Below are 26322 nucleotides of genomic sequence, written 5' to 3' on the forward strand. Positions count from 1 at the left end.
GTCGAGCGGCGCGCCATAACCCTCGGCTATGCCCCGCAGCCGGCCGGCCGCGGACGCAGCAGCACGCGCCCCGCCGCCGCGCCGGTTGCGGCACTGTCGCGCAGCGCGAGCTTCCCGTTGACGAACAGCGCGCTCATCCCGACGCTGGGGATGCGCGGATGGATGTAGTCGGCGCGGGCTGCGAAGCGTGCGGGATCGAGCACGACCACGTCGGCATAATAGCCGGCGCGCAGATAGCCGCGATGATTGATCTTGTAGATGTCTGCGGTCAGCCCGCTCGAGCGCCGGATGAAATCGGCGAGCGGGATGACCTTGCGCTGCTCGACATAGAGCCGATACTTTTGCGGCATCGTCGCATATTGCCGCGGGTGGCCGTCCGAGCCGTCGGAGCTGGTCACCACCCACGGCTGCTGCATGATGAGATCGACGTCGCGGTCGATCATGTTGAAGCTGGCAACGCCGACCCCGGCGGGGCCGGTGCCCGCCGCATCGGGCGTCTTCAAGATCCGGATCGCCGCGTCGATCGGCGAGACGCCCCACTGCGTCGCCATCTGCGCGAGCGTCTTGCCCGTCCACGGCTGGCCCTCGGAGGTCAGCAGCAGCGATTCCGCCCCGCCGCGCCGCCGGAGGTTCTCGGTCATCTCGGTCTTGATGCGGGCAAGCGTGGCCGGCTCGGCGAAGCGCGCGAGCATCGCCTTGTAGCCGCCATCGACTGCCCAGCGCGGGACGAGCGACGCATCGACGCTCGAGCCCGAGGCGAGCCAGGGATATTGGTCGGCGGTGACGTCCTGTCCGGCGCGGCGCGCCGCCTCGATCGTCGCGATCAGCTCGGGCGCATGCCCCTGCAGATCGACACCGAGCGCCTTGAGGTGCGCGAAATGCACCGGCATGTGCGCGCGCCGTCCGATCTCGATCGCTTCCTTGGTGCTGGCGATCAGGCCGATCGTGTAGTTCGATTCGTCGCGCTGATGCGTATCGTACATCCCGCCGCGGCTTCCCGCTTCGGCGGCGACGGCAGCGACCTCGTCGGTGGTGGCGAAGCTTTGGGGAGCGTAGAACAGGCCGGTCGAGAGCCCGGTCGCGCCCTCGCACATCGCATTTGCCGCAAGCGCCTTTTCCTGTGCGAGTTCGGCGGCGTTCGGCGCGCGATCGGCTTCGCCGAGCACGCGCTGGCGGATTGCGCCGAAGCCGACGAACGGGACGACGTTGGTGCCGATCCCGCTCGCCTGGAGCTTGCGCGCGTCCGCCGCGACATCGGGGGTGCCGCCGCCATCGACGCCGGTGACGATCGTCGAGACGCCTTGCGCGAGCCAGGGCAGGTTCAACCGCGTCTTGGCGTCGGGCGAGCGGAGATAGGTGTCGGGGTGGGTGTGCGCATCGATCAGGCCGGGGGCGACGATCTGGCCGGTCGCGTCGATGATCGTCACCGCCGCGGTGTGCCGCGCTGGGCCGACATAGACGATCCGGTCGCCGACAAGCTCTACGTCGCCGACGATCGGCGGTGTCGCCGCGCCGGTGTAGATCGTGCCGCCGCGGATCACGACGTCGACCTTTGGGGACGCCGCGCCGACGATCAGCAGCGCGGCGAGGATCGGCAGGCGGCTCATGGCTGGGTTCCTTGCGGGGTGAGGGTCAGGCGGCCGACCGAATGCGCATCGACCGCGGCGCGGCTGTAGAGCATTGGCTGGAGCTGACCGACGCTCCAGCTCGCGACCTGATCCTGATAGTGTGGCGAGCGCGGATCGTTCGACTGGCCGGGGAGGTTGAGCATCAGCGAATTGTCCCACGCGCCGACGTCGATGACCTGCAGATAGCTCGCGCCGCCCCCCGCCGACCAGCCCGGACCGTTGCCGAGCCAGCGCGCCTGCACCGTATAGCTGTCGCCCCCCGTCGGCCCGACCTCGATCGGCGGGAAGGCGGCGGCGATCGCGGGGATGCGCGCGAGCGGATGCTGGATGCGCAGCCGATGCAGCGCCCCCCAGCGCCACGCTGCGGGATCGGGGCCGAGTTGCGCCCGCGCGCTTGTCCAGGCGGCAATCAACGCCGCGTCGAACATCGCGTCGCGGGCGGCGACCGGATCCTGGCCGAGCCGCGCGTCGGGGCGGGCGAGCAGGCCGAGCAGGACCGATGGGCCGATCGAGGTGACGATCGCCTTGGCGCGCTCGGGGACGATCGCGGCGAGCATGCGATGCCCCAGCTCACGCCAGAGGATCTCGAACAAAGCCGCCGCGCCGCTCGCCGCATCGAGCCGGCAGTCCCAGCCGCGCAGCAGCGTCACCGCCGGCCCCGCCGCTTCCGAAGGCGCCGTCGGCAGCAGCGCGACGAGCTGGCGGGCGGGCGTGGACAGCGTGTCGTGCTGGAGTGCGACGCTGTCGGCAAGGGTATGGCGCGGCTGGTGCGAGAGAACGCCGGAAATCCGCTCGTAACGGTACGGATCGCGGAAATCGAACGCGGGGATGCGGTCGGTCGGCCAGTCCGGCGGCAGATTGTCCTGATTGGCCGAGGCGAACCAGCCCTTGGCGGGGTTGTAATCGCTCGGCAGCGCGCGATGGTCGCGGTACCCGGTCCAGTCGTAGCGTCCGTCGCCCGGCACCGGCATCAGCCCGGCGCCGCGCTTGCGCACCGGCATGAAGCCGATCGCCTGCCAGCCGGTATTGCCCGCGACATCGGCATAATGGAAATTGGTCGGCGATGGATGGAGCTTGAAAGCCTCCTGCAGCCCGGCCCAATCGCGCGCCAGGTTGATCGCGATCATCGAGAACGAACCGCCGCCGCCCGGCTGCATCGCGATCGACGCAAGCGCGGTCGCGCGCCGTTTGGCCGGATCGTGCGACACGACCGGGCCCTGCACCGCGTAGCGCAGCACCGCGGTCTGCGCCGCGCCGCCCTTGACCGGTATCGCGACCTCGACGCGCGTGAAGCGCTGCCAGCCGTTGGCGTGACGGTAGCGCCCGGGATCGGTCGGATGCAGCTCGAGGACGAACAGATCCTCCTGGTCGATATGGAAGTTGGTGCGGCCGAAGGCGAACCGGTCGGTATGGCCCTGCATGATGCCGGGCAGGCCGGGCGCGCCGCCGCCGATCACGTCGAGCCCCGGCGCGGTGAGGTGCGCGACGTGGCGTGGGCCGAAACCGCCGATGCCGAGATGCGGATCGTTGGCGAGGATCGGCCGCCCGGTCGCCGAGCGCGCCGGCGCGATCGTCCAGGCGTTGCTGCCGGCATTGGTGCGTTCGAGCCGGCCCGAACGCTCGTCGGGATCGACGACCGGGGTGTTGGGCCCGAACGGCAGGCGGCCGATCGTCAGCACGCCCAGATCGTCGTCGGACACTGCCGCCACGTCGAGCCCATCGGGCACGGTCAGCGGGTGCGCCGGCAGCAGCGGCGCGATCACCGCGTCGAGCTCGAGCAGGCCGAGTGCGGCAAGCTGCGCGCGGCGGACTTCGTCGTCGGCATTGCCGGCCGCCGCGCCGCGTACGCGCACCAGGTCGGCAATGTCCCAGCGGAGCGGCGCGACGCCCAGGATACGGTATTCGAGTGGAAGCAATGTCGGGTCGGCGGTGACCTCGTCGATCCGCGCATTGACCCCGGCGATATAGGCGCGTGCGCAGGCGAGCACGTCGGCGGGAAGCCGGCGAAGTTCTGCATCGCTGTCGCCGCGATAATGGAACAGTCGCGCCTGCGCGTCGTGCTTCACGAAGTCGGCGCCGAAGGCTTCCGCCATCCGGCCGAGTTCGCGGCGGTGCCCGAAATCGATCTGGAACAGCCGGTCGCGTGCGACGAGATAGCCCTGGCCGAAGAACGCATCGGGGATCGACTGCGCACGGATATGGGGGATGCCGTACACGTCGTCGAGGATCTCGATCGGCGCGGTCGGCCCGCGCACGCTCGCTTGCTTGTCGCCGGCATCGGCCGCGCGACAGGCCGGGCCTGCCGCGATCGCGGCGGCGGCGACCGAGCGCAGCAGAAAGGATCGGCGATTGATCATGGTCTGGCTTTCATGGCTGGCGCGACGCCGGGAGGCTAGCGCCGTGGCGCCACGCCGACCCATATCGAGCACGGTCTAGGGCATAGCAGCGAGTTATGGTCGGCTCCCATAGAGGCAGGCTATGGGAGCGCGAAGATCCGGCTCTTGACGCCCTCACACAAGACCGCGCACTTTCCCCAATCGCAGCAGGGGGAACTGGCCCAGAGAGGTCGGCGGTACAACAACCGTAAGTCGCATTTACTGGAAAGCGTCGAGAAACGCTCCGTATGTGCGAGTCCGGTCAGGGAAGGACAATCATGACGAATTCCGATCAGGCTCGGCGCCGGATGGCGATGATGCTCGGGTGCAGCGTTGCGGCGATCGCGTTGGCGACTCCAGCCGTAGCGCAGACGGTACGATCGCAGGCGGTCGCACCGCTTTTGGGGGATACGGCCGCGCCCGGCGCGGCACCGACGGACCGTGTCGATGTGCAACAGACCGAGTCGGCGGCGCGCGGCGATGAGGATGGGCCGGACGTCGTCGTCACGGGCTCGCGCGTCGCGCGCAGCGGCTTCTTGGCGCCGACACCGCTGACGGTGCTGAGCCAGACCGAGATCCAGAACCAGTCGCCGTCGAACAACATCGCCGATTTCGTCAACCAGCAGCCCGCGCTCGCAGGATCGACCAAGCCCGCCAATTCGCGGCTCAATCTGTCGAGCGGGCAGGCCGGCATCAACGCGCTCAACCTGCGCAACCTCGGCGAGGTCCGCACCCTCGTGCTGGTCGACGGGCATCGCTCGGTCGGATCGACGATCACCGGGCTGGTCGACATCAACACGATCCCACAGGGGCTGGTGAAGAGCGTCGAGGTCGTCACCGGCGGCGCCTCGGCCGCCTACGGCTCCGACGCCGTGGCTGGCGTCGTCAACTTCATCCTCGACAAGAAGTTTCAGGGGCTTCGCCTCACCGCCGACAACGGCATCACGCAATATGGCGACGGGCACAATTATTCGGCCGCGCTGACCGCCGGCACGTCCTTTGCGGATGGCCGCGGGCATATCGAGGTCGAGGGCGAATATGCGCACCGCGACGGCATCTTCCAGGTCGATCGCGCGTGGAACGCGACGGGCTATGTCCGCATCCAGGATCCGAACTGGACCGCGAACAGCACGACGCCGCAGTTCATCACCACCAAGCGGCAGATCGGCGCGGCCAACTCCACGCCGGGCGGTCTCATCACCGGTAGCACGGCGGTGGCGGGCAGCGGGGTCGCCGCGAACAGCCTGCGCGGTGTCTATTTCGGCAGCGGCGGCCAGCCGCAGCAATTCCAATATGGCGCGCTGACCTTCCCGTCGGCGACCGGGAGCGCGGCGCCGACACTGACGCAGGGCGGCAGCTGGCAGGTCAACGATTCGGGACGCAATATCGGGCTCGATCCGCAGGACGATCGCTACGGCGTGTTCGGCCGGGCGAGTTTCGACGTGACCGATCGCATCGAGCTCTACGCCGAAGGGTCGTTCAACCGGCAGCATATCCTGTTCAACGCCGGTCCGAACCTGCAGACCGGCATCACCCTTTCCGCGACCAATCCGTATCTCGTCGCGGCACTCGGCGCGTCGCGGCTTGCCGGGATCAGCAGCGTGACGCTGGCGACCACGTCGGTCGATCTGCCGTCGCGCGTCGTCGACAACCGGCGCAAGGTGCAGCGCTACCAGATCGGCAGTGACGGCAAGTTCGATGTGTTCGGCAAGACCGTGTCGTTCGATGTCTACGGCCAATATGGCCGGGCCGACATGCGCGAGCAGCTCCGCAACATCCAGAACATCACGAAGATCGCCAACGCGACCAACGCCGCGGTCGCGCCGGCGGGCAATTCGGGCGGCTATGCTGCCGGATCGATCCAGTGCGCGATCAACGTCGACGCCATCGCCACCAACAACGATGCGGCATGCGTGCCGCTCAACCGGCTCGGTGTCGGCGTCGCCAATTCCGCGGCGATCGCCTATGTTCTCGGCTCGCCGTATCGCGACGAGACGACCGAGCAGAAGACCGCTGGCGTCAATTTCCGCGCGTCGCCGTTCCGCACCTGGGCGGGCGATGTCAGCGTCGCGATCGGCGGCGAATGGCGCGAGGAAAGCATCCGTGGCTATGTGCCGCAGGAGTTCCAGCCGATTCCCACGGTCAATGCGCAAGGCCGCCCGACCGTCACCAACACCTGGTCGGTCGGCAACTATCTGCCCACCAACGGCAGCTACAACGTCAAGGAAGCCTATCTCGAAACCGTCGTTCCGCTCGGCCTCGGGCTCGAGTTCAACGGTGCGGTCCGCGGGACCGATTATTCGACCTCGGGCGGCGTGGTGACGTGGAAGCTCGGCGGAACCTGGGCGCCGATCCCCGACATCCGTTTCCGCGTGGTGCGCTCGCGCGACATCCGCGCGCCCAACCTCAACGAACTGTATCAGGCAGGGTCGGCCAACAGCGATTCGGTTCGCAATCCGTCCTTCACCGCCGATGGCGCCAACGGCCCCGCCACGTACAGCTATTCCGGCATCGCGACGGGCAATCCGAACCTGCGGCCTGAGGTCGCCGCGTCCTGGACGATCGGCGCCGTGCTCGCGCCGCGCTTCCTCAAGGGCTTCAATGCCTCGATCGATTATTGGCGGATCAACATCAAGCAGGGCATCACCAGCTTCAGCGCGCAGGACATCGTCAATCTGTGCAGCCAGGGGCAGCAGCGTTTCTGTGACGCGATCACGCAGGATGCCGCGCGTTCGGTGCCGGGGCAGCCGTACCTGCTCATCCGCACGCAGCCGTTCAATGCGGCGAGCCAGCTCACCCGCGGCATCGATTTCGACACCAGCTATCGCACCCAGCTCTCGGGCGAGACCGCACTGACGCTGCGCGGCCAGGCCACGCGCTACATCGACAACATTCTCGATACCGGGGTGCCGGGCGCGGTGATCGCCAACACCGTGGGGGTCAACAGCGGCCAGGCGACGACGCCGACCTGGAATTTCCGTGGCAGCGTGACGCTGGATTTGCCGAGCACGTCGATCACCGCGGTCGGTCGGGGAATCAGCGCGGGTCGCTATTCGGCAACGGGCATCGAGTGCCAGACGAATTGCCCGCTCTCGACCACCAACTACCCGACCTATGACAACAATCAGGTGTCGGGGCTGTTCTATGCCGATCTCAACGTGACGCAGAACGTCCGCGTCGCCGGCAAGGTGAAGGCACAGTTCTTCGTCAACGTGACCAACCTGTTCAATCGCGAACCGCTGCTGGTTCCCGAGACGGGCCTGGCCGCGAACAGCACCTATTCGGACATGCTCGGCCGTGCCTTCCGCTTCGGCATCCGCGTGCAGACGCGGTGAGGCATTTCGCATTCCTCGGGCTGGCGTTCGCACTCGCGGCGCCGGCCAATGCGCAGACCGTACCAAGTCCGGCGGATACGGCGCGCGCCGAGCGCGTGCTCGCACGCGCGCCGGTGATCGACGGGCACAACGATCTCGCCTGGGAGATCGGGCATTATCAGGGCGGGAGTGTCGCGGTGGCGCGCAAGGGCGGGGCGGATCTGCCGCGTCCGTTGCAGACCGATCTCGCGCGAATGAAGGCGGGGCATGTCGGCGGCCAGTTTTGGTCGGTGTGGATCCCGGCGGATGTGACCGGCCCCAAGGCGGTCGAACTGACGCTCGAACAGATCGACGTCGTGCGGCGGCTGGTCGCGGGCAATCCCGACGCGCTTGCGCTCGCGACGACCGCCGCGGACGTACGCCGGATCATGGCGAGCGGGCGGACCGCGAGCCTGATCGGCGTCGAGGGCGGGCACCAGATCGACGGACGCCTGTCGGTGCTCCGCCAATACCGTGCGCTCGGCGTAGGGTACATGACGCTGACGCACAGCCGCAGCCTGCCATGGGCGGATTCATCGACCGACGAGGCGGTGGCGGGCGGACTCTCGCCGTTCGGCAAGCGCGTGGTCGCCGAGATGAACCGGATCGGAATGTTGGTCGATGTCAGCCATGTCGCGGATTCGACGATGCGCGCGGCGCTGGCCGCATCGAAGGCGCCGGTGATCGCCTCGCACTCCTCGGCGCGCGCGCTGGCGCCGGTGCCGCGTAACATTCCCGACGATCTGCTCGCCGCGATCGGCGCGAATGGCGGGATCGTCATGGTCAATTTCTATCCCGCCTTCCTGTCGGGCGCATGGAAGCAGTGGGACGTGGCGCGGACCGCCTATGCGAAGTCGCTCGCGGTGCCCGGCGACGTCTACGGCCCGCGCGCCGCCGCGCCGCTCGTCGAGTGGGATCGCGCGCATCCGATGCCGCGCGTTACCGTGGCTACGGTCGCCGATCATATCGAGCATGTCGCCAAGATCGCGGGGCACGACCATGTCGGCCTCGGCGGCGATTTCGACGGGATCGACAATACTGCGCCCGAGGGGATGAACGGCGTCGACGGCTATCCCAAGGTGATCGCCGAACTCGCGCGGCGTGGGTGGAGCGACGGCGATCTCGCCAAGTTGACCGACGGCAACATCCTGCGCGTGATGGAGCGCGCCGAGACGGTCGCTGCGTCGATGGCGGATCTGCCGGCCGACGACGCCACGGATCGCAGTGCGAAATAGGGCGGGGCAGGGGGATGGCGGATCAGTGCGCCACCGCGGTACCGCGCGCGCTTCAAAGAATACGGGACTTGGGTTCATGGTAGAAAGATCGTCGCGGGTGCCGAGGCCTATCCGCGAAGCCCCGGTCGAGCGCCGGTGTTGACCGCTTCCACCGCCGCCCCCCCGCCGCGGACGGGCAAGCCCAGTCTCCGGTTGATGACGCTGTTCGTCCTGCTCGGTTTTTCGGCGGGGTTGCCGTTCTACATGTTCTCGACCGTGCTCTCGGCGCGGCTGGCGAAGCATGGCCTCGACATCGTGCTGATCGGCTTTTTCGGCTGGGTCGCGCTGCTGCCGACCTTCAAATTCCTCTGGGCGCCGCTGCTCGACGCCTTCGCCGTGCCCGGCTTGTCGCGCGTGTTCGGCAAGCGGATGAGCTGGATCATCACCGCGCAGATCGGGATCGTCACCGCGATGGTGGCGATGGCCTATACCTCGGCCGATACCAATTTGCCGCTGGTCGCGCTGCTCGCGGTGCTGCTCGCCTTCTGGACGACCACGCTCGAGGTCGCCGCCGATGGCTGGCGTGTCGAGCTTGCGCCGACGGCGGCGGAGCAGGGGCCGCTGACTGCCGCCAATCTGTGGGGCTATCGGACCGCGATGGCGGCCTCGTCGCTGGTCGCGTTGACCGTGGCGGACCGGGCCGGATGGGTGTGGGGCTATCTCGCCGTCGCGCTGCTCGCTGCGCTGCCCCTGCCGATCCTGGTGAGCCTGGCACCGGCGGCACGCGGCGTCGGCCGACGGACGACGGCATTGCTGACCGGTCTGGTCGCGATCGCGGTCTTGCTCCTCGGCGCGCTCGCTTTTTTCGGCGGGTTCGGCTGGGTCGCGCTGCAGCTGGCGATCGCCGCCGGGATCAGCGCGAAGAGCAATGCGACCGTCGCGGTGCTCGTCCTGTGCCTTGTGCCGTTCGTGCTGATGGCGGTGGCGCTGCCGTGGATCGTGCGGTTGCCCGCGACCGCCTGGGCGCGGCGTTCGACCTGGCTTGGGCCGTACGTCAACATCTTCTGGCGGTTCGGCTATCGCGTGTTGCCGCTGCTCGGTTTCGTCACCTTCTACCGGATGGGCGATGTGCTCACTTTGTGGGGCGTCAAGCCGCTCGAGATCGCGGCACATTACGATCTTACCACGATGGGCATCGCCGACGGCTTCGTGACGACGCCGTCGAGCATGGCGGGCGTCCTGGTCGGCGCGACGCTCGCCGTGCGGCTGCGGATGAGCCGCGCGCTGATGCTGGGGGCGATCGGATCGGCGCTGGGCAATTGGATCTTCGTGTGGCTGTGGCACGTGCCGCCGAACGGGCTGGCGATCTACACCGCCACCGCGGTCGATCAGTTCGCGCACGGCATGGAGGGCGCGATCTTCGTCGTCTATCTCTCGCTGCTGGTGAACCCGCGCTACGCCGGCGCGCAATATGCCTTCCTGTCGGGGTTCGCCTTCCTGTTGCCGCGGCTGTTGCAGGGGGCGGGCGGGGAGATCGTCAAGAGCATCGGCTATGACGGCTTCTTCTGGCTGTCGGGCACGCTGAGCCTCGCGGCGGTGCTGTTCCTGCCGTTTATCGCGGGCATCCGGGCGCGCGACGAGGAGACCGTATGATCGACATCGACGCCGCCTTCGCGCCCGCTGCAGCCGCCGTCGCGGCGGGGCAGGTGCCCGGCGCGACGCTGGGGGTGGTCACCCGCGATGGCTGGACTGCGACGCGCACCATGGGCTTGGCGCAGCTCGAGCCGGCGGCCGAAACCTTGACCCCGGACCATTGGTTCGACCTCGCCTCGGTCTCGAAGGTGATCGCGACGACCAGCATGATCCTCGCGCTGGCCGATCGCGGCCTGATCGATCTCGACCGCCCGCTGACCGACGCGATCCCCGATCTGCGCCAATACGATATCGCCAATGCGCCCGAACGGCGCCTGACGTTCCGCGATTGCCTGGTCCACCGCACCTTCCTGCCTGCGGTCGAGCCGATCTACACCTATGGCGACGATCCCGCCCGGCTCCGCGCCTTCGTGCTCCAGCGCGAATGGCGGCACGGGCCGTCGGTCTATTCGGACATCAACTTCATCCTGCTCGGCATTGCGATCGAGCGGATCACCGGCGCCTCGCTGCGCGACTGGCCGCTCGGCCCGGAGCTTTCCTTCGGCCCGCCGCCCGGCCCGGCGGTCGCGACCGAGCGCTGCGCCTGGCGCGGGCGCGTGCTCAAGGGCGAGGTCCATGACGAGAATTGCGCGGCGATGGGTGGCGCGACGGGGCATGCCGGGCTGTTCGGCACCGTCGCCGGCGTGCTCGGCTTCGCGCGCGGCGTGCTCGACGGCAGCGGACTGTCACCCGCGGCGCTGGCGGCGATCGCCACTCCGGTCAACGGCCCGCGCACCTGCGGCTGGGAGGTGCGCCATGCCGATTGGTCGGGCGGTCAGCTGTGCTCGGCAGCGACGATCGGCCATACCGGCTTCACCGGCACCGGACTGTGGATCGATCTCGACCGCGGGCTTGCCTGGACGCTGCTCACCAACCGCGTCCATCCCACGCGCCACCGCGACAGCGGCATCTTCACGCTGCGCCCGGCAGTGGGAGATGCGGTGATCGCTGCGGCGGGCGACTGAGGCTGTCGGCCTGACGCTGCTCGCACAGCGTAAGCGCCGGTCGCTCGGCATGCGCGGGCGAGACCGCATACCACGCTCCCGCCCGCCATGATCCGATCCGTCCGTCGGCGACGTCTACCAAATGCGAACGCGGTCGGCGGGCGCCAGATATTGCTTCTGCGTCGGATCGATCTTCCACGCCGCATACCAGGCATCGACGTTGCGCAGCGGGTTGACCGCGCGGATCTGCCCCGGCGAATGCGGATCGCTGACGAGCTGCTGGCGCAGCGCCTCGTTGCGGAACAACGTCCGCCACACCTGACCCCAGCCCAGGAAGAAGCGCTGGTCGCCGGTGAAACCGTCGACCACCGGCGCCGGCTTGCCGCCGAGCGCTGTATGATAGGCATCGAGCGAGATCAGCACCCCGCCCAGATCGCCGATATTCTCGCCCATCGAGGCGCGACCGTTGATGTGGATGCCGGGCAACCCGTCGAAGCTATAGGCTTCATATTGCCCGTCCAGCCGCGTTGCCTGTGCCTCGAACTTGGTCGCATCCTCGGCAGTCCACCAATCGCGCAGGATGCCGCGACCGTCCGACTTGCGACCCTGGTCGTCGAAACCATGGCTGATCTCATGGCCGATCACGCCGCCGATGCCACCGTAATTGATGGCGTCATCGGCCTTCGGATCGAAGAAGGGCGGTTGCAGGATCGCCGCGGGAAAGACGATCTCGTTCTTGACCGAATTGTAATAGGCGTTGACCGTTTGCGGGGTCATTCCCCACTCGGCCTTGTCGACCGGGATGCCGATGCGACGTCGGCGATAGTCCCATTCGAACCGCTGCGCGCGTTCGGCATTGCCGACCAGATCGCCCTGTTTGACCTCGAGTGCACCATAGTCGCGCCATTTCTCGGGATAGCCGATCTTGACGGTGAAGCCCTGCAATTTGGCGAGCGCCTGGTCCTTGGTCTGCGGCCCCATCCATGCCAGGTTACGGATACGCCCCGCGAGCGCGACGCGCAGATTGCCGACGAGCTGGTCCATCTTCGTCTTGGATTCGGGCGGGAAATAGAGTGCGACGTAATCGCGACCGATGCCTTCGCCGACGCCGTTTTCGGTAAAGGCGACGGCACGCTTCCAGCGCTCGCGCTGCTCGGGCTGCCCATTCAGGAACTTGGAACGGAAATCGAACTGGGCGTCGACGAAGCGCTTCGACAGCAGCGGCGCGATGTCATCGGCGGTGCGGAACGCCTCCCACGCCTTGAGCGTCGCCAGATCTGTTTCCGCGAAGACGCGCGCGATGCCGGGGAAGGCGGTATTCTGCGCGACGATCGCGCGGTCTGTGGCGGCGATTCCGGCGGCTTGGAAAAAGGTCGCCCAGGGGAAGCCCTGCGCCTGGGTGTTGAGCTCGGCGATCGTCGTCGGGTTATAGGTCTTGTCGCGATTGCGGCTCTGCGCGCGGGTCCAATGCGCGTTCGCCAGCTTGGTCTCCATCGCGACGACGCCGTTCGCGGCGGCATCGGCATCGGGCCACCCGGCGAGCGTCAGCAGCTGCGCGACATAGTGCCGATAGCGTTCGACTTGCGGCGCGAACTTGGCATCGAGATACAGGTCGCGGTCGCCCAGGCCGAGCCCCGACTGGCGCAGGTAGAGCGCGTAGCGGTCGGGTTGCTTCGCGTCGTCATTCACCCCCGGCGCGAAGAAACTGGCACCGAAGCCGCCGAGCGAACCGCCCATCAGCCGTGCGATATCCTCCTTGGATTTGGCCGCCTTGATCGGGGCGAGGCGCTGCGTGAGCGGCTGCGCATCGAGCCGCTCCGCCATCGCTGTGTCCATGAAGCCGGCATAGAGGATCGCCGCCTTCATCCGGTCCGGATGTGCGGCGTCGGCTGGACTGTACCCACTGATGAGTGCGCGCAGCCGCTGCTCCGACAGATCGCGCAAGACGGCGAATGCGCCATAGGACGAGCGGTCGGCCGGGATTTGCGTATTGGCCGCCCAGGTTCCGTTGACGAAGCGAAACCAGTCGTCTCCCGGCTTCACGCTGCGATCCATGCCCGCGGTATCGAAGCCCCACGTCCCGTAGCCGGTCGCAGCCGGCTGCGTCTGCGCCGGGACGGTCGCTTGCGGCCCTTGGCTCGCCGCAGGATTGGTTATCGCCACAGCGCCGAGCAAGGCAGCGAGGGACAGGTGCTTGCTGATCAACCATCTTCTCCAATTGGGTGTCAGGAGACTTATATGGTTCGCGCGCTCGCGGGCTAGTGGAAACCTCCCGCTCGATACGGCGCAAGAGCAGCCGTGCGGGCCGTTGATACCACGGACGGCAGTTTTGGCGGCGGTCGTGTGCGACTCGACGTGCGTCGGGCTGAGATGGTCGCGCAGAAAAGGTGCGTTCTTCCGAAAAGCAGACCTTGCGAGCCGAGTTGCCGGCTGCCTGGAAAAAGGACCGGATCGGAAGATTCTTGCCCGGATCAACGCGATGAAATCCATGCGTAAATCGGCCGCGCCGATCATTCGTCCCATCGGGCGGAGTATCACCAGTGAAAATGGAGTTGTTATTTAAACATGCTACCGCTAACAAAATTTCCAGAAGCACCTCGATAAGGTGCGACGTTGCAGGTGCGGTGCTGTGTCGGCACTGCGCAAAAGGGGGGGTAAATGAAAGCGTTCACGTCTAATTTCGTTCGTCATCATCGTAGCATGATTGCGATGCGCGCCGGTGTTTCGCTGGCCGCGTTGCTCGCTGCCGGTGTCAGCGGAACCGCATGGGCCCAGGCCGAGACGCAGCCGATTGCGCCGGACACCACTCAGGCCGCAGCGCCCGCGCAGGACGTCGCCACGCCGACCGCGCCCGAGGCAAGCGGCGATATCGTCGTCACCGGCCGTCGCGCCGCGCTCCAGGCCGCCGACGAGCGCAAGCGCCGCAGCGAAACGATCGTCGATTCCGTGGTCGCCGATGATGCCGGCAAGCTTCCCGACAATTCGATCACCGAAGTCCTTCAGCGCGTCTCGGGCGTGTCGATCGTCCGCTTCGCAGCGCTCGGCGATCCCGATCACTATTCGGTCCAGGGTTCGGGCGTGCAGGTGCGCGGTCTGACCGGCGTGGCATCGCGCCTCAACGGTCGCGAGATCTTCAGCGCGAACAATGGCCGCGCGATCCTGTGGAGCGACGTGACCCCCGAGCTGATGTCGGCGGTCGATGTCTATAAGGCGTCGACGGCGGATCTGATCGAAGGCGGCACCGGCGGCCAGATCGATCTGCGCACCAAGATGCCGTTCGACTTCAACGGCAAGTTCCATGTCGCGGGCACGGGCGAGCTCGCGGTTGGCGATATGGCGAACAAGGCCGATCCCTCGGGCTCGGTCCTCGTCACCGACTCGTTCGATACGCCGATCGGCCGGATCGGCCTGCTCGGCGACATCGCGTTCAGCCAGTTCAGCTCGCTGTCGCAGTTCATCCGCACCAGCCCGTACTTCAAGACCGCGCTCAGCGACGGCACCAACAAGTACGTCCCGAGCGGCTTCGCCTATGGCGACGAGGCGTTTCAGTACAAGCGCTACGGCATTTACGGCGCGGCGCAGTGGCAGCCGGCGGAATCGCTGATCTTCACCGGCAGCTTCTTCCAGTCGCGCTACAAGAGCCAGTCGAGCGATTACGGCACGCAGCTCGATTCGCAGACGCTCGCGGTCGATCCGGCGAGCAGCACGTTCGACAGCAATGGTCTGCTGACGAGCACCAAGGCGATCTTCAATCGCGATCCGAACACCTTCGCGCCGACCGGCCAGTCGATCACCAGCAGCGGCAACAAGGGTTTCGTCCAGAGCAACACGGTAACGCGCGACTATTCGCTGTCGTTCGTCTGGGCGCCGAAGGACGGCCCGCTGTCGATCAAGGGCTCGCTGCAGCGCGTCGATTCGCATCAGGTCTATGATCGCATCGACATCTTCCGCGATCTCGGCTTCGGCCAGAGCTATGGCATCGACCTGCGCGGCGACCTGCCGCAGATCAGCGTCAGCCCCGCGACCCAGGCGTCGTTCAACAACCCGGCGAATTACTTCTGGTCGGCATCGATGCCGCATAACGAGAACAACACCGGCCGGCTCGACGCCGCGCAGCTCGATGCCGAATACAAGTTCGAAGACAGCTTCTTCCGCTCGATCAAGGTCGGCGGCCGCTACGCCAAGCGGACCGAGCGCGACTATTCGAACGGCTACAATTGGACCGCTCTCGGCCGCGGCTGGAACGGCGACCCGCAGCTGACCTATGCGAATGCTGGAAAGGGCGACGTCGCCACGCACGCGTTCAAGGACTTCTTCCGCGGCGCGGCAACGCTGCCGGGCAATCTGATGTTCGCATCGGAGAATCTGGCGTCGCGCTTCAACGTCAACCGCACCGGGCTGGTGCAGTCGCCACCCGCGGGCTTCTGCAACGGGATCGAGTTCGACTGCTCGGCCGCCGGGCAACTGCCCGCTACGGGCTATGGCGGGGCGTCGGGGATCCGGACCCCCGGGTTCGTCCTGCCGGGCGACCGGGTGGATAACCGCACCGAGAACACCGCCGGCTATGCGCTGGTGCGCTTCGGGCCGCAGGGCAACGAGCCCGGCATCTCCGGTAACGTCGGCGTGCGCGTCGTGCATATCGAGAACGAGGGCAGCGGGTACGTCCAGCAGAATGGCGGCACGCCGTTCATCCGCAACGGCGTTCTGCAGACCTTGGCGAACACCTTCGTCGCGCGTGGCGGCAAGGCCGACTTCACGCGCGTCCTGCCGTCGGTGAACCTCGAATACGCCCTCACCGATCGGATCAAGATCCGCGGCGGCTACAACGTCACTATGGATCTGCCGAGCTTCAGCGCGCTGCGGGCCTCGGGGTCGGTCGGCGTCGCGACGACGGGCAATGCGGTTGCAGGGCAGCCGGGGAACTTCACTAACTTCACCGCGGACACCGGCAATCCCTTGCTCAAGCCGACGCTGTCGAACAATTTCGATCTGTCGTTCGAATATTACGGGCGCAAGGGCACGTCGTTCCACGTCGCACCCTTCTACAAGCGGCTGACCGATCTGCCGATCTACTCGCTGACCAACCGTCAGGTTACGGTCGTCTATACCGACGGCAAAACCGAAACCGTTTCGGCGTCGGCGACCGATTATATCAACTCGACCAAGGCGGCGACCGTGAAGGGCGTCGAGGTCGGCGGTCGCTTCTTCCTCGACATGCTGCCCGGCGCGCTTGCCGGCTTCGGGTTCGAGGGGAACTACACCTTCATCAAGAGCAGCAACCCGGGCGATATCTACCGCGACATCACCGGTGCCATCAAGAACGACGCGCCGCTGACCGGTCTGTCGAAGCACAACTTCAACGCGACCTTGCTCTATGAGCGCAACCCGGTCTCGTTGCGGATCGCCTATTCGTGGCGCTCGCAATATCTGCTGTCGACCAACAGCAACGGCACCAACTCGGCCTATACCTATTACAGCGCGCCGGGTGTGATCACCAATCAGGATGGTGGCGCCGATACCTCCACGCAGATCGCGCTGCCGATCTATGGCGGAAACTATGGGTCGATCGACGCCGGAATCCGCTTCAAGGTGACCGACAATCTGTCGTTCGGCATCCAGGGGACGAACCTGACCGCGGCGATGCAGCGTACGCTGATGGGCGGATATCCCAACGGCAAGCTCGTCGGCCGCAGCTGGTTCCAGTCCGATCGCCGGATCAGCACTGGCATCAACCTCGCCTTCTGACGATGATGCGCCCGCCGCCGATGTGATGGCGGCGGGCGACCGAGCGGAGGAGCGGAATGCGTAAGCGTGTGCTGATCGTGGGTGGCGGGACCGCCGGGTGGCTGACGGCGGGGTATCTCGCCAAGCGGCTCGGTGCGGATCTTCCCGACGGCGTTGCGATCACGCTGGTCGAATCGCGCGATATCGGCGTGCTCGGCGTCGGGGAGGGGACCTTCCCGACGATCCGGCGGACGCTCGCGACGATCGGCATCGACGAGGCCGAGCTCGTCCGGCGCTGCGGCGCTACGTTCAAGCAGGGTGCCAAGTTCGTGCACTGGCGCCACGCCCCGGGGCAGGGCGCGACCGATCATTATTCGCACCCGTTCCAGGTCGCCGATGCGAGCGACGGGCTCGATCTACTGCCCTATTGGTTGCTCGGCCATGGCGGTGCGGAGAATTGGGACGAGGTCTCCAACCCGCAGAAGAAGGCCGCCGATCGGCAGCGTGCGCCCAAACTGCCGACCAATCCCGATTATGTCGGGCCGCTCAATTATGCGTTCCATTTCGACGCGATCGCGCTTGCCGGGCTGTTGCGCGAGCAGGCGATCAAGAACGGCGTCCGGCATCTGACCGACACCGTGAACGAAGTGCTGCTCGCCGAGGACGGCGCGATCGCCGGGGTGCGGACCGAGCAGAACGGCGTGCTCGATGCGGACCTGTACGTTGATTGCACGGGCTTTCGCGCCGAGCTGATCGGCAAGGCGATGAAGGTCCCGTTCCGCTCGTGCCGCGACGTGCTCTTCTGCAATCGCGCGATCGCCGCGCAGCTGCCCTATGCGCGGCCGAGCGATCCGATCGCCTCGTACACCATTTCGACCGCGCAGGAATCGGGCTGGATCTGGGACATCGGGCTCGATCGCCGGCGTGGCATCGGGCACGTCTATTCCTCCGACCACACCGACGACGAAGCCGCCGAGCGGGTGCTGCGCGGCTATCTGGGTGCCGCCGGGGCCGACGCCGACGTCCGCCATTTCAAGTTCGAGGCGGGCTATCGCGAGGTCAATTGGGTCAAGAACTGCGTCGCGGTCGGGCTGTCGAGCGGGTTCTTCGAGCCGCTCGAGGCGACCGGCATCGCGTTCGCCGAAGTGTCGGCGGGGATGATCGCCAACCTCTTCCCTTGGGGTGGAGATTACGAGACGTCGGCGCGCCAGTTCAACGCCAATTTACTGCGCCGCTACGAACGCGCGCTCGATTTCATCAAGCTGCATTATTGCATCTCGGAGCGGCGCGACACCGCGTTCTGGCGCGACAATGTCGCCGACGCCTCGGTGCCCGACAGCCTGCTCGAAATGCTCGACCGCTGGCGCTTCCGGCCGCCGAACGAGCTCGACATTGACGGGCAGATCGACATCTTCACCGAGGCGAGCTGGCAGTACGTGCTCTACGGCATGGGCTGGAAGACCGACCTGAGCGCGAAGGCGGGGGCGCTGCGCTATCATGAGGATGCGCGCCGCGCGTTCGCCGAGGTGCGGCGCCAGGCCGAATATGCGATCGCCAATCTGCCGTCGAACCGCGATCTGGTCGAGTATGCGCAGACGCGCCGCTTCGGCGGTCGGGCGGCGGCGTGAGCGAGGCGGGTTCCGGGCGGATCACCAAGGTAGTGATCGTCGGCGGCGGTACCGCGGGGTGGATGACCGCGGCGGCGCTGTCGCGGCTGGTCGCGGGCGGCGTGTCGGTGACGCTGGTCGAATCCGAGGAGATCGGCACCGTCGGGGTCGGCGAGGCGACGATCCCGTCGCTGCTCGATTTCAACCGGATGCTCGGGATCGACGAGGACGCCTTTGTCCGCGCGACCAGTGCGACCTTCAAGCTGGGGATCGAGTTTCGCGACTGGACGCGGCTCGGCGATGCCTATCTGCACCCGTTCGGGACGCATGGCCGCGATGTCGAGGGCGTGTCGTTTCATCAGCTCTGGCTGCGCCAGCGGGCTTCGGGCGCGGGCGATCCGGGATCGATCGGCGACTATTGCCTGTCGGCGGTGGCGGCGCGGCGCGGGCGCTTCAACCGGCCGAGCGCCAATCCGCAATCGGTGCTGTCGACGCTGTCCTATGCGTTTCATTTCGATGCCGCGCTGTACGCTGCTTTCCTGCGCAATCTGGCCGAACAGGATGGCGTCGTCCGCGTCGAGGGGCGGGTGGTCGCGGTCGATAAGGACCCGGATGCGGGTTCCATTACGGCGGTGCAGCTTGCCGATGGTCGCAGCATCGACGGCGAGCTGTTCATCGATTGCAGCGGTTTCCGCTCGCTGCTGCTCGGCGATGCGCTTCGGGTTCCCTTCACGAGCTGGCAGCACTGGCTGCCGTGCGACCGGGCCTGGGCGGTGCCGAGCGCGCGACAGGGGCCGCTGACGCCTTATACGCGCGCTACCGCCGATACCGCTGGGTGGCGCTGGCGGATCCCGCTCCAGCACCGCGTCGGCAACGGCTATGTCTATTCGAGCGCGCATATCGATGACGATGCCGCGCGCGACGCGCTGCTCGCGGGGCTCGAGGGCACGGCGCTGGGCGAGCCGCGCCAGTTGCGCTTCGTCGCTGGTCGGCGAGATCGGCTGTGGGAGAAGAACTGCATCGCGATCGGGCTCTCGGGCGGTTTCCTCGAACCGCTCGAATCGACCAGCATCCACCTGATCCAGTCGGGGATCACGCGGCTGATGACGCTGTTCCCCGATACCGGGTTCAGCACGGTCGAAACTGCCGAATATAACCGCGTGATGCTGCGCGAGTATGAGCAGGTCCGCGACTTCATCATCCTGCATTATCATGCGACCCAGCGTTCGGATTCGCCGTTCTGGGAGCATTGCCGCACCATGGCGCTGCCGGAGTCGCTGCAGTCCAAGCTCGAACTGTGGTCGGGCAAGGCGCGCGTCTTTCGCGAACAGGGCGAATTGTTCACGCCCGACAGCTGGATCGCTGTGCTGTTGGGGCAGGGGATCGACCCGCAGTCGTTCGACCCGCTCGCCGCCGTCCTGCCCGCGGGCGAGACGGCGCGCTTCCTGGCGCATGTCCGCGACATGATCGACAAGACGGCAGCGGCGATGCCGACGCACGAGCAGTTCATCGCGCAGCATTGCGCGGCACCGATGCGACAGTCCGCGTGACCCGTACGGTGTCGGCACGATGGCAGGCGATCATCGCGACCGTCGCGCTGTCGCTTGCCGTGCCGAGCTTGGCGAAGACACCCGCGGCGGTGCCGTATCACTGGACCAACGTGAAGGTTGGCGCGGGTGGCTATGCGCCCAACATCGTCTTCAGCCCGGCCGAGCGCGGCCTCGCCTATCTGCGCACCGACATGGGCGGCGCGTATCGCTGGGACGAAAAAGCGCAGGCGTGGGTGCCGCTTCAGGATGGCAATGCGGTGCCGAGCTATATGGGGATAGAGAGTATCGCCCCCGATCCGCGCGATCCGAACGTCGTCTACATGGCCGCCGGCATGAACGCCGGCCAGCCCGCCGCGATCCTGCGCTCGGCGGATCGCGGACGGTCGTGGCGGATCACACCGGTGCCGTTCGCGATGGGCGGCAACGAGGATGGCCGCGGGCTCGGCGAGCGGCTCGCGGTCGATCCCAATGATACGCGGCGGCTGTTCTTCGGTTCGCGGCACGATGGGCTGTGGCGCAGCGACGATGCGGGCGCGACCTGGCGCAAGGTTGCGGCGTTCCCGGTCGCGGGGCTTGGGCGGCCCGCACCGCGGACGACGCATGGCGGCGTGGCCTTCGTCGCAATCGACGCGACGAACGGTGGCGCGGGAAGGCCGTCGCGCCGAATTTGGGCGGGCATCGCCGATCCGGGCGTAGCGCATCTCTATCGCTCGGACGACGGCGGCGAGACGTGGGTCGCGGCTACGGGGCCTGCGCTGCTGGCGGCGAAGGGCGTCGTCGACCCCCGCGGTGTGCTGTGGGTCGGTTATGCCAGCGGGCTCGGGCCGAGTGGGATCAAGACGGGGACGCTGTGGCGCTATGACGCCACCGGGGTCGGGCACGACGTAACGCCTTCCGGCTGGCGCGACACCGGGGCGGAGGGGGCGTTCCTCGGCGTCGCGGTCTCGCCGATGGAGCCCGGCACCGTCGCGGTGAGCACGGTCGATCGCTATCGCCATGGCGACTCGCTCTGGGTCAGCCGCGACGACGGGCGCAGCTGGGACGACGTCGGCGCGCGCAGCCAGCGCGACGTGTCGCAGACACCCTTCCTGCTGCACGAGGGCAAGGGCGCCGATTTCGGCCACTGGATCTCCGGCCTCGCGATCGATCCGTTCGATCCCGGCCATATCGCCTACACGACCGGCGCGACCGTCTATGCGACCCGGTCGCTGGGCCGCACCTCGGTGGACTGGACGCCGTGGACCACGGGCATCGAGCAGACCGCGATCATCACGCTCGTCTCGCCGACCGGCGGTGCGCCGCTGATCTCGGGCTTCGGCGATCTGGCAGGCTTCGTCCATGACGATCTCGACCGGTCGCCGCAGCCGACATTCGTTAACCCATACATGTCGAACACCAACACGATCGATTATGCCGGCATGGCACCGAACGTAATCGTGCGCACTGGGAGCCTGTACCTCGACCGTCCGCGTGACGCCTCGATGGGGCGCTCCGAGGATGGCGGCCGGACCTGGACGCCGCTCAAGCTGCCACCGATGGGCGATCCCGCCAAACGCGAGGATCTCAATGGCGACTGGCCGATCAGCGTGTCGGCGGACGGCGCGACGATGGTGGTGGCGACTCCGGTGCCGCAGGTCTCGCGCGATTGCGGGCGAAGCTGGTCGGTCGTGCGCGGCCTGCCGGGCAAGATCCGCGCCGTCGCCGACAAGCGCGATCCGCGCCTCTTCTATGCGGTCGATACAGACCGCGGACAGTTACTCGTCTCGCGCGATGCGGCGGCCAGCTTCGCCCCCGTCGCCGCGCGCGGCCTGCCCGCCGATCTCACGCCAGCCGGCCGCAAGGGCCGCGAGGCACAGAGCGCGCTGCTCGCCGCTCCCGACCGCACGGGAACGCTGTGGCTCCAGGCGGGCGAGCGACTGTTTCTCAGCACCGATAGCGGCATGACTTTCGTGCCGGCCAGCGGCGCGCTGCGCGTCGAGCTGTTCGGGCTTGGCAAGCACGGGCTGTTCGCGGTCGGCTCGCTAGACGGCGTTCGAGGTGTGTGGCGCTCGGTCGATACGGGCAAGACCTGGTCGCGCATCGACGACGACGCGCATCGCTGGGGCGGGCGCTACCGCGTCGTCTCGGGCGATCCGCGACGCGCGGGCCGCGTCTATCTCGGCACCGACGGGCGGGGGCTGTTCTACGGCGACCCCATGGCGGTGCGATAATCCTTCGATCCAATACGCCATCCGGGAGAATGACGATGAAACCCCTGATAACCGCGCTGCTGCTCGGCAGCGCGCTGAGCGCGGTCGCCGCGCACGCGCAAAGCTTCGAGCGAACCCCAGGTGGCGTGACGGTGACGCCGGCCGACGGCTCCGCCGCGAGCGTCGAGCTCAGCGTCCATGGCGACGGGATCATCCACGTCGTGACGATCCCGAAGGGCAGCGGGGCGGCACCGCGATCGCCGAGCCTGATGGTCGCCCAGCCGCCCGCCGCCGGGGCGTTCCAGGTGGCCGAGTCCGCCGGGCAGGTACGGATCACCACCGCCAAGACCGCCGCCGAAGTCGCGCTCGCGACCGGGCAGGTCCGCTTCCTCGATCCCGCCGGCAAGCCGCTGCTCGCCGAATCCGGCCCGGTCCGCTTCAACGCGATGACCGCCGACGGCAAGCCCTTCGTCTCGGTCTCGCAGCAGTTCAATCGCGGCACCGACGAGGCGCTCTACGGCCTCGGTCAGCACCAGAACAGCCAGATGGATTATAACGGCGAGGACGTCGAACTCGCGCAGCACAATATGGACATCGGCGTGCCGTTCGTCGTCTCGACGCGCGGCTACGGCCTGTTGTGGGACAACAATTCGATCACGCGCGTCGGCAATCCCACGCCCTACGCTTTTGTCGGCGAAGGGATGAAGGTCAGCAGCGGCGGCAAGCCCGGCTGGCGCGCCGAGTATTTCCTCGACGGCAAGCCCGCGGTCACCCGGCAGGAAGCCACGATCGACTATCAGTACATCAAGGACCAGACGAAATGGCCCGAGGCCGCCAAGGCGCGCACCGTCGCGGCGACCGGCGGGCAGAACACCGCGGGCAATGCGGTGCAGAAGCAGACCGTGGTGTGGAGCGGCGACGTGCTGCCGACCGCCACCGGCACGCACAAGTTCAAGCTCTACGGGTCGAGCTATTACAAGATCTATGCCGACGGGAAGCTGGTTCTCGACCGCTGGCGGCAGAACTGGAACCCGTGGTACGCGAACGTCGACCTGCCGATGACCGCGGGCAAGCCGGTTGCGATCCGCATCGAGTGGGAGCCCAATGCGGGCTATATCGCTTTCTTCCACAGCGATCCGTTGGCCGAGGCCGATCGCCATTCGTTGTGGTTCACCAGCGAGGTCGGGCAGGCGAAGGACTATTGGTTCATCCCCGGCGGCAGCATCGACGGTGCGATCGCGGGGTATCGCCAGATCACTGGCAAATCCGAGATGATGCCCAAATGGGCGTACGGCTTCTGGCAGTCGCGCCAGCGCTATGAGACCGCCGACGAACTGACCGGCGTCGTCGACCGGTATCGCAAGCTCAAGATTCCGCTCGACAACATCGTGCTCGACTGGCGCTATTGGAAGGATCCCGAATGGGGCAGCCACCGCTTCGATGCGACGCGTTTCGCCGATCCGGCGAAGATGCTCGCCGACGTCCACGGCGATCATGCCAATTTCATGATCTCGGTCTGGCCGAAATTCTATCCGACCACCGACACCTATAAGGAGCTCGCGGCGGCGGGCGTCGCCTATCAGGGCAATCTGCGGCAGGGGAACAAGGACTGGGTCGGGCCGGGCTTCGCCAGCACGTTCTACGATCCGTACGCGCCCGCGGGCCGCACGATCTTCTGGAAGCAGATCGAGGATCGGCTGGCCAAGCTCGGGGTCGACGCCTGGTGGGCGGATGCGTCCGAACCCGACATGCATTCGAACACTTCGATCCCCGAGCGGATCGACGCGATGGGCCCGACCGCGGCCGGGCCGGCGGCGCAATATTTCAACAGCTATCCGCTGATGAACGCGCGCGCCTTCTTCGACGGCTGGAGCGCGTACAAGCCGGACGTGCGGCCGTTCCTGCTCACGCGCTCGGGCTTCGCCGGGTTGCAGCGCTACGGCGCGGCGATCTGGTCGGGCGACGTCGCTAGCCGCTGGTACGATCTGCGCGCGCAGATCTCGGCGGGAGTCAACGCGTCGATGTCGGGCATCCCCAATTGGACGCACGATATCGGTGGCTTTGCGCTCGAGGATCGCTTCTCGACCAAGACGCCGACCGCGGCCAATCTCGAGGAGTGGCGCGAGCTCAATCTGCGCTGGTTCCAGTTCGGCGCGTTCAGCCCGCTGTTCCGCAGCCATGGCGAATATCCTTATCGCGAGATCTATGAGATCAGCCCGGAAGGCTCGCCGATGCGCGCTTCGATGATCCGCTACGACGAACTGCGCTATCGGTTGATGCCCTACATCTACACGGTGGGTGCCGACACCTATCTCAAGGACGGCAGCATCATGCGCGCGCTTGCCGCGGGTTATGCGGCCGACCGCGAGGTCCGCCGGATCGACGACGAATATCTGTTCGGCGATGCGTTCCTCGTTGCGCCGGTGACGGCGTACAAGGCGCGCTCGCGGTCGGTCTATTTCCCCGCGGGCACGCATTGGTACGACTTCGACACCGGCCGCGCCTATCAGGGCGGAACGCGCGCCACGGTCGATGCGCCGTTCGAGCGTCTGCCGCTGTTCGTGCGCGCGGGGTCGATCGTGCCGACGGGCCCTGTCACGCAATATGTCGATGAGCGCCGCGACGCGCCGTTGACGATCCTCGTCTATCCCGGCGCCGACGGCAGCTTCTCGCTGTACGAGGATGACGGGCGGTCGATGGCATACAAGACGGGCGCCTATTCGCGCATTCCGATCGCCTATGACGACCGCACCGGAACGGTCCGCTTCGGCAAGCGCGAAGGCGCTGGCTGGACCGGGATGCCGACGGCACGGACGCTGCGCGTGAAATGGGTCGGCGAGGGACAGCCGGCGAAGGACGATTCGTTCGATGCCGAGGTCCGCTACACCGGCGGGGCCGTCGAGCTCGCCAGAAAGCGGCGCTAGCGCGGGCTGACGCCGAACCGCCAGATCGTGGTGGAGCGGAAGACCTGACCGGGGCGCAGCAGCGTGGTCGGAAAGTCCGGGTGGTTCGGGCTGTCTGACAGATGCTGCGTCTCGAGCGCAACGCCGTCGAACGCATGCATCACCCGGCCGCTCGGCCCCTTGTCCTGCCCATCGATATAGCCGCCCGAATAGACCGTGATCGAAGGCTCGGTCGTCTCGACCGTGAGCGTGCGGCCCGACGCCGGGTCGTCTAGCCGCGCGACGGGCGCGAGCTTGCCGAGCGGCTTGTCGAACAGCCAGCCATGGTTGTAGCCATGCTCGCCCATCAGCGGCACGCGGCTGTCGATGCCGGGACCGAGCGGATGCGGCTGTCGCAGGTCGAGCGGCGTGCCGGCAACGGCGGGGAAGGCGCCCGTCGGGATACCGCCCGCATCTGTCGCGACATAGCGCATCGCGTTCACCTGCAGCCGCTGCGCGCGGATCGACCCGCTGCCTTCGCCGGCGAGGTTGAAATAGGCGTGGTTGGTGAGGTTGAGCGCGGTCGGCTTCGAGGTGCGCGCTGCATAGTCGATCCGCAGCGCATTGCCCGCGATCAGGCGATAGGTCACCGCGACCTGGAGACGTCCCGGAAAGCCCTGGAACCCGTCGGGGCTGTCGAGCGTGAACGTCACCGCGCGGGCGCTGCGCGCGCTTACCGTCCACTGCTGGGTGTCGAACTTGGCCTTGCCGCCGCCGTGGAGCGCGTTGCGGCCGTCGTCCGCGACGAGCTGCACCGGCTTGCCGTCGATCGCGAAGCGCGCGCCGCCGATCCGTCCGGCATAGCGGCCGATCGTCGCGCCGAACGAGACCTTGCCGTTCTTCGCGCGGAACTCGGAGGGGGTGGGAAAGCCGAGCAGCACGTTCGCGCGCTTGCCCTCGCGGTCGGGGACCTCGATCTGTGTCACTGTCGCGCCGAACGGGATCAAGCGGACAACCATGCCGGTGGCATTGCGCAGCTCGATCGCGGCGTCGGTCGATTGCGCACTGGCCGAAGACGCGAGCGTGAAGACGAGGAGAATCAGGATTTTGCGCATGTTCGCTCCGCGGGTGCCGTAATTTTGGCGACCCGGGCCATTCTGTAGC

At 67.2% G+C, this 26322-nt stretch carries 13 protein-coding genes; 9 read left to right on the top strand and 4 right to left on the bottom strand.

Going from position 1 to position 26322, the window contains the following annotated elements; genetic code table 11:
- Positions 1-26 precede the first annotated feature (26 nt).
- A complete protein-coding gene (locus tag EAH76_RS18675) occupies positions 27-1607 on the bottom strand; it encodes an N-acyl-D-amino-acid deacylase family protein (RefSeq protein ID WP_140851791.1) in 1581 nt (526 codons plus the stop codon).
- Positions 1604-3985 carry a penicillin acylase family protein gene (locus EAH76_RS18680; protein WP_140851792.1) on the bottom strand — a complete coding sequence of 794 codons (2382 nt, stop codon included), beginning with the start codon at positions 3983-3985 and terminating at the stop codon, positions 1604-1606. Before EAH76_RS18680 ends, EAH76_RS18675 begins: the two co-directional genes overlap by 4 nt.
- Before the next feature lie 296 nt (positions 3986-4281).
- On the opposite strand from EAH76_RS18680, the gene EAH76_RS18685 reads away from it, so the two are divergent.
- From EAH76_RS18685 to EAH76_RS18700, 4 genes are all read left to right on the top strand, one after another.
- On the top strand, positions 4282-7338 hold the full coding sequence (locus tag EAH76_RS18685; protein WP_241659786.1) for a TonB-dependent receptor plug domain-containing protein: 3057 nt from the start codon (positions 4282-4284) through the stop codon (positions 7336-7338).
- A complete protein-coding gene (locus tag EAH76_RS18690) occupies positions 7335-8591 on the top strand; it encodes a dipeptidase (protein WP_140851793.1) in 1257 nt (418 codons plus the stop codon). Before EAH76_RS18685 ends, EAH76_RS18690 begins: the two co-directional genes overlap by 4 nt.
- Positions 8592-8726: 135 nt before the next feature.
- Complete coding sequence (locus EAH76_RS18695) at positions 8727-10223, top strand: permease (RefSeq protein ID WP_241659787.1); 1497 nt, start codon at positions 8727-8729, stop codon at positions 10221-10223.
- The gene (locus EAH76_RS18700; RefSeq protein ID WP_140851794.1) at positions 10220-11227 is read left to right on the top strand and encodes a serine hydrolase domain-containing protein; all 1008 of its coding nucleotides are present in this window, start codon (positions 10220-10222) and stop codon (positions 11225-11227) included. The genes EAH76_RS18695 and EAH76_RS18700 overlap by 4 nt, the downstream gene beginning before the upstream one ends.
- Before the next feature lie 114 nt (positions 11228-11341).
- Here EAH76_RS18700 and EAH76_RS18705 read toward each other — a convergent pair whose 3' ends face one another.
- Complete coding sequence (locus EAH76_RS18705) at positions 11342-13411, bottom strand: M13 family metallopeptidase (protein WP_140851795.1); 2070 nt, start codon at positions 13409-13411, stop codon at positions 11342-11344.
- Between the two features lie 495 nt (positions 13412-13906).
- On the opposite strand from EAH76_RS18705, the gene EAH76_RS18710 reads away from it, so the two are divergent.
- Genes EAH76_RS18710 through EAH76_RS18730 form a run of 5 tightly spaced genes read left to right on the top strand, consistent with a single transcriptional unit; the run spans position 13907 to position 25200 of the window.
- Positions 13907-16951, top strand: a complete 3045-nt coding sequence (locus tag EAH76_RS18710) for a TonB-dependent receptor (protein WP_161989092.1) — start codon at positions 13907-13909, stop codon at positions 16949-16951.
- A gap of 56 nt (positions 16952-17007) precedes the next feature.
- Entirely contained in the window at positions 17008-18558 is a 1551-nt protein-coding gene (locus EAH76_RS18715; RefSeq protein WP_140851797.1) for a tryptophan halogenase family protein, read from the top strand.
- On the top strand, positions 18555-20087 hold the full coding sequence (locus tag EAH76_RS18720; RefSeq protein WP_140851798.1) for a tryptophan halogenase family protein: 1533 nt from the start codon (positions 18555-18557) through the stop codon (positions 20085-20087). Before EAH76_RS18715 ends, EAH76_RS18720 begins: the two co-directional genes overlap by 4 nt.
- On the top strand, positions 20084-22297 hold the full coding sequence (locus EAH76_RS18725) for a WD40/YVTN/BNR-like repeat-containing protein (protein WP_241659788.1): 2214 nt from the start codon (positions 20084-20086) through the stop codon (positions 22295-22297). The genes EAH76_RS18720 and EAH76_RS18725 overlap by 4 nt, the downstream gene beginning before the upstream one ends.
- Positions 22298-22332: 35 nt before the next feature.
- Entirely contained in the window at positions 22333-25200 is a 2868-nt protein-coding gene (locus tag EAH76_RS18730) for a TIM-barrel domain-containing protein (protein WP_140851799.1), read from the top strand.
- On the opposite strand, the gene EAH76_RS18735 is transcribed toward EAH76_RS18730, so the two are convergent.
- Complete coding sequence (locus EAH76_RS18735) at positions 25197-26273, bottom strand: aldose epimerase family protein (protein ID WP_161989093.1); 1077 nt, start codon at positions 26271-26273, stop codon at positions 25197-25199. The genes EAH76_RS18730 and EAH76_RS18735 overlap by 4 nt on opposite strands.
- Positions 26274-26322: the final 49 nt, after the last annotated feature.

Source organism: Sphingomonas glacialis, from assembly GCF_006439055.1.
Classification (GTDB): domain Bacteria; phylum Pseudomonadota; class Alphaproteobacteria; order Sphingomonadales; family Sphingomonadaceae; genus Sphingomonas; species Sphingomonas glacialis_A.

Coding starts and splice junctions, on each gene's coding strand:
- EAH76_RS18710 (WP_161989092.1), top strand. CDS start 13,907: ATGATTGCGATGCGCGCCGGTGTTTCGCTGGCCGCGTTGCTCGCTGCC.
- EAH76_RS18700 (WP_140851794.1), top strand. CDS start 10,220: ATGATCGACATCGACGCCGCCTTCGCGCCCGCTGCAGCCGCCGTCGCG.
- EAH76_RS18735 (WP_161989093.1), bottom strand. CDS start 26,273: ATGCGCAAAATCCTGATTCTCCTCGTCTTCACGCTCGCGTCTTCGGCC.
- EAH76_RS18675 (WP_140851791.1), bottom strand. CDS start 1,607: ATGAGCCGCCTGCCGATCCTCGCCGCGCTGCTGATCGTCGGCGCGGCG.
- EAH76_RS18680 (WP_140851792.1), bottom strand. CDS start 3,985: ATGATCAATCGCCGATCCTTTCTGCTGCGCTCGGTCGCCGCCGCCGCG.
- EAH76_RS18715 (WP_140851797.1), top strand. CDS start 17,008: ATGCGTAAGCGTGTGCTGATCGTGGGTGGCGGGACCGCCGGGTGGCTG.
- EAH76_RS18730 (WP_140851799.1), top strand. CDS start 22,333: ATGAAACCCCTGATAACCGCGCTGCTGCTCGGCAGCGCGCTGAGCGCG.
- EAH76_RS18685 (WP_241659786.1), top strand. CDS start 4,282: ATGACGAATTCCGATCAGGCTCGGCGCCGGATGGCGATGATGCTCGGG.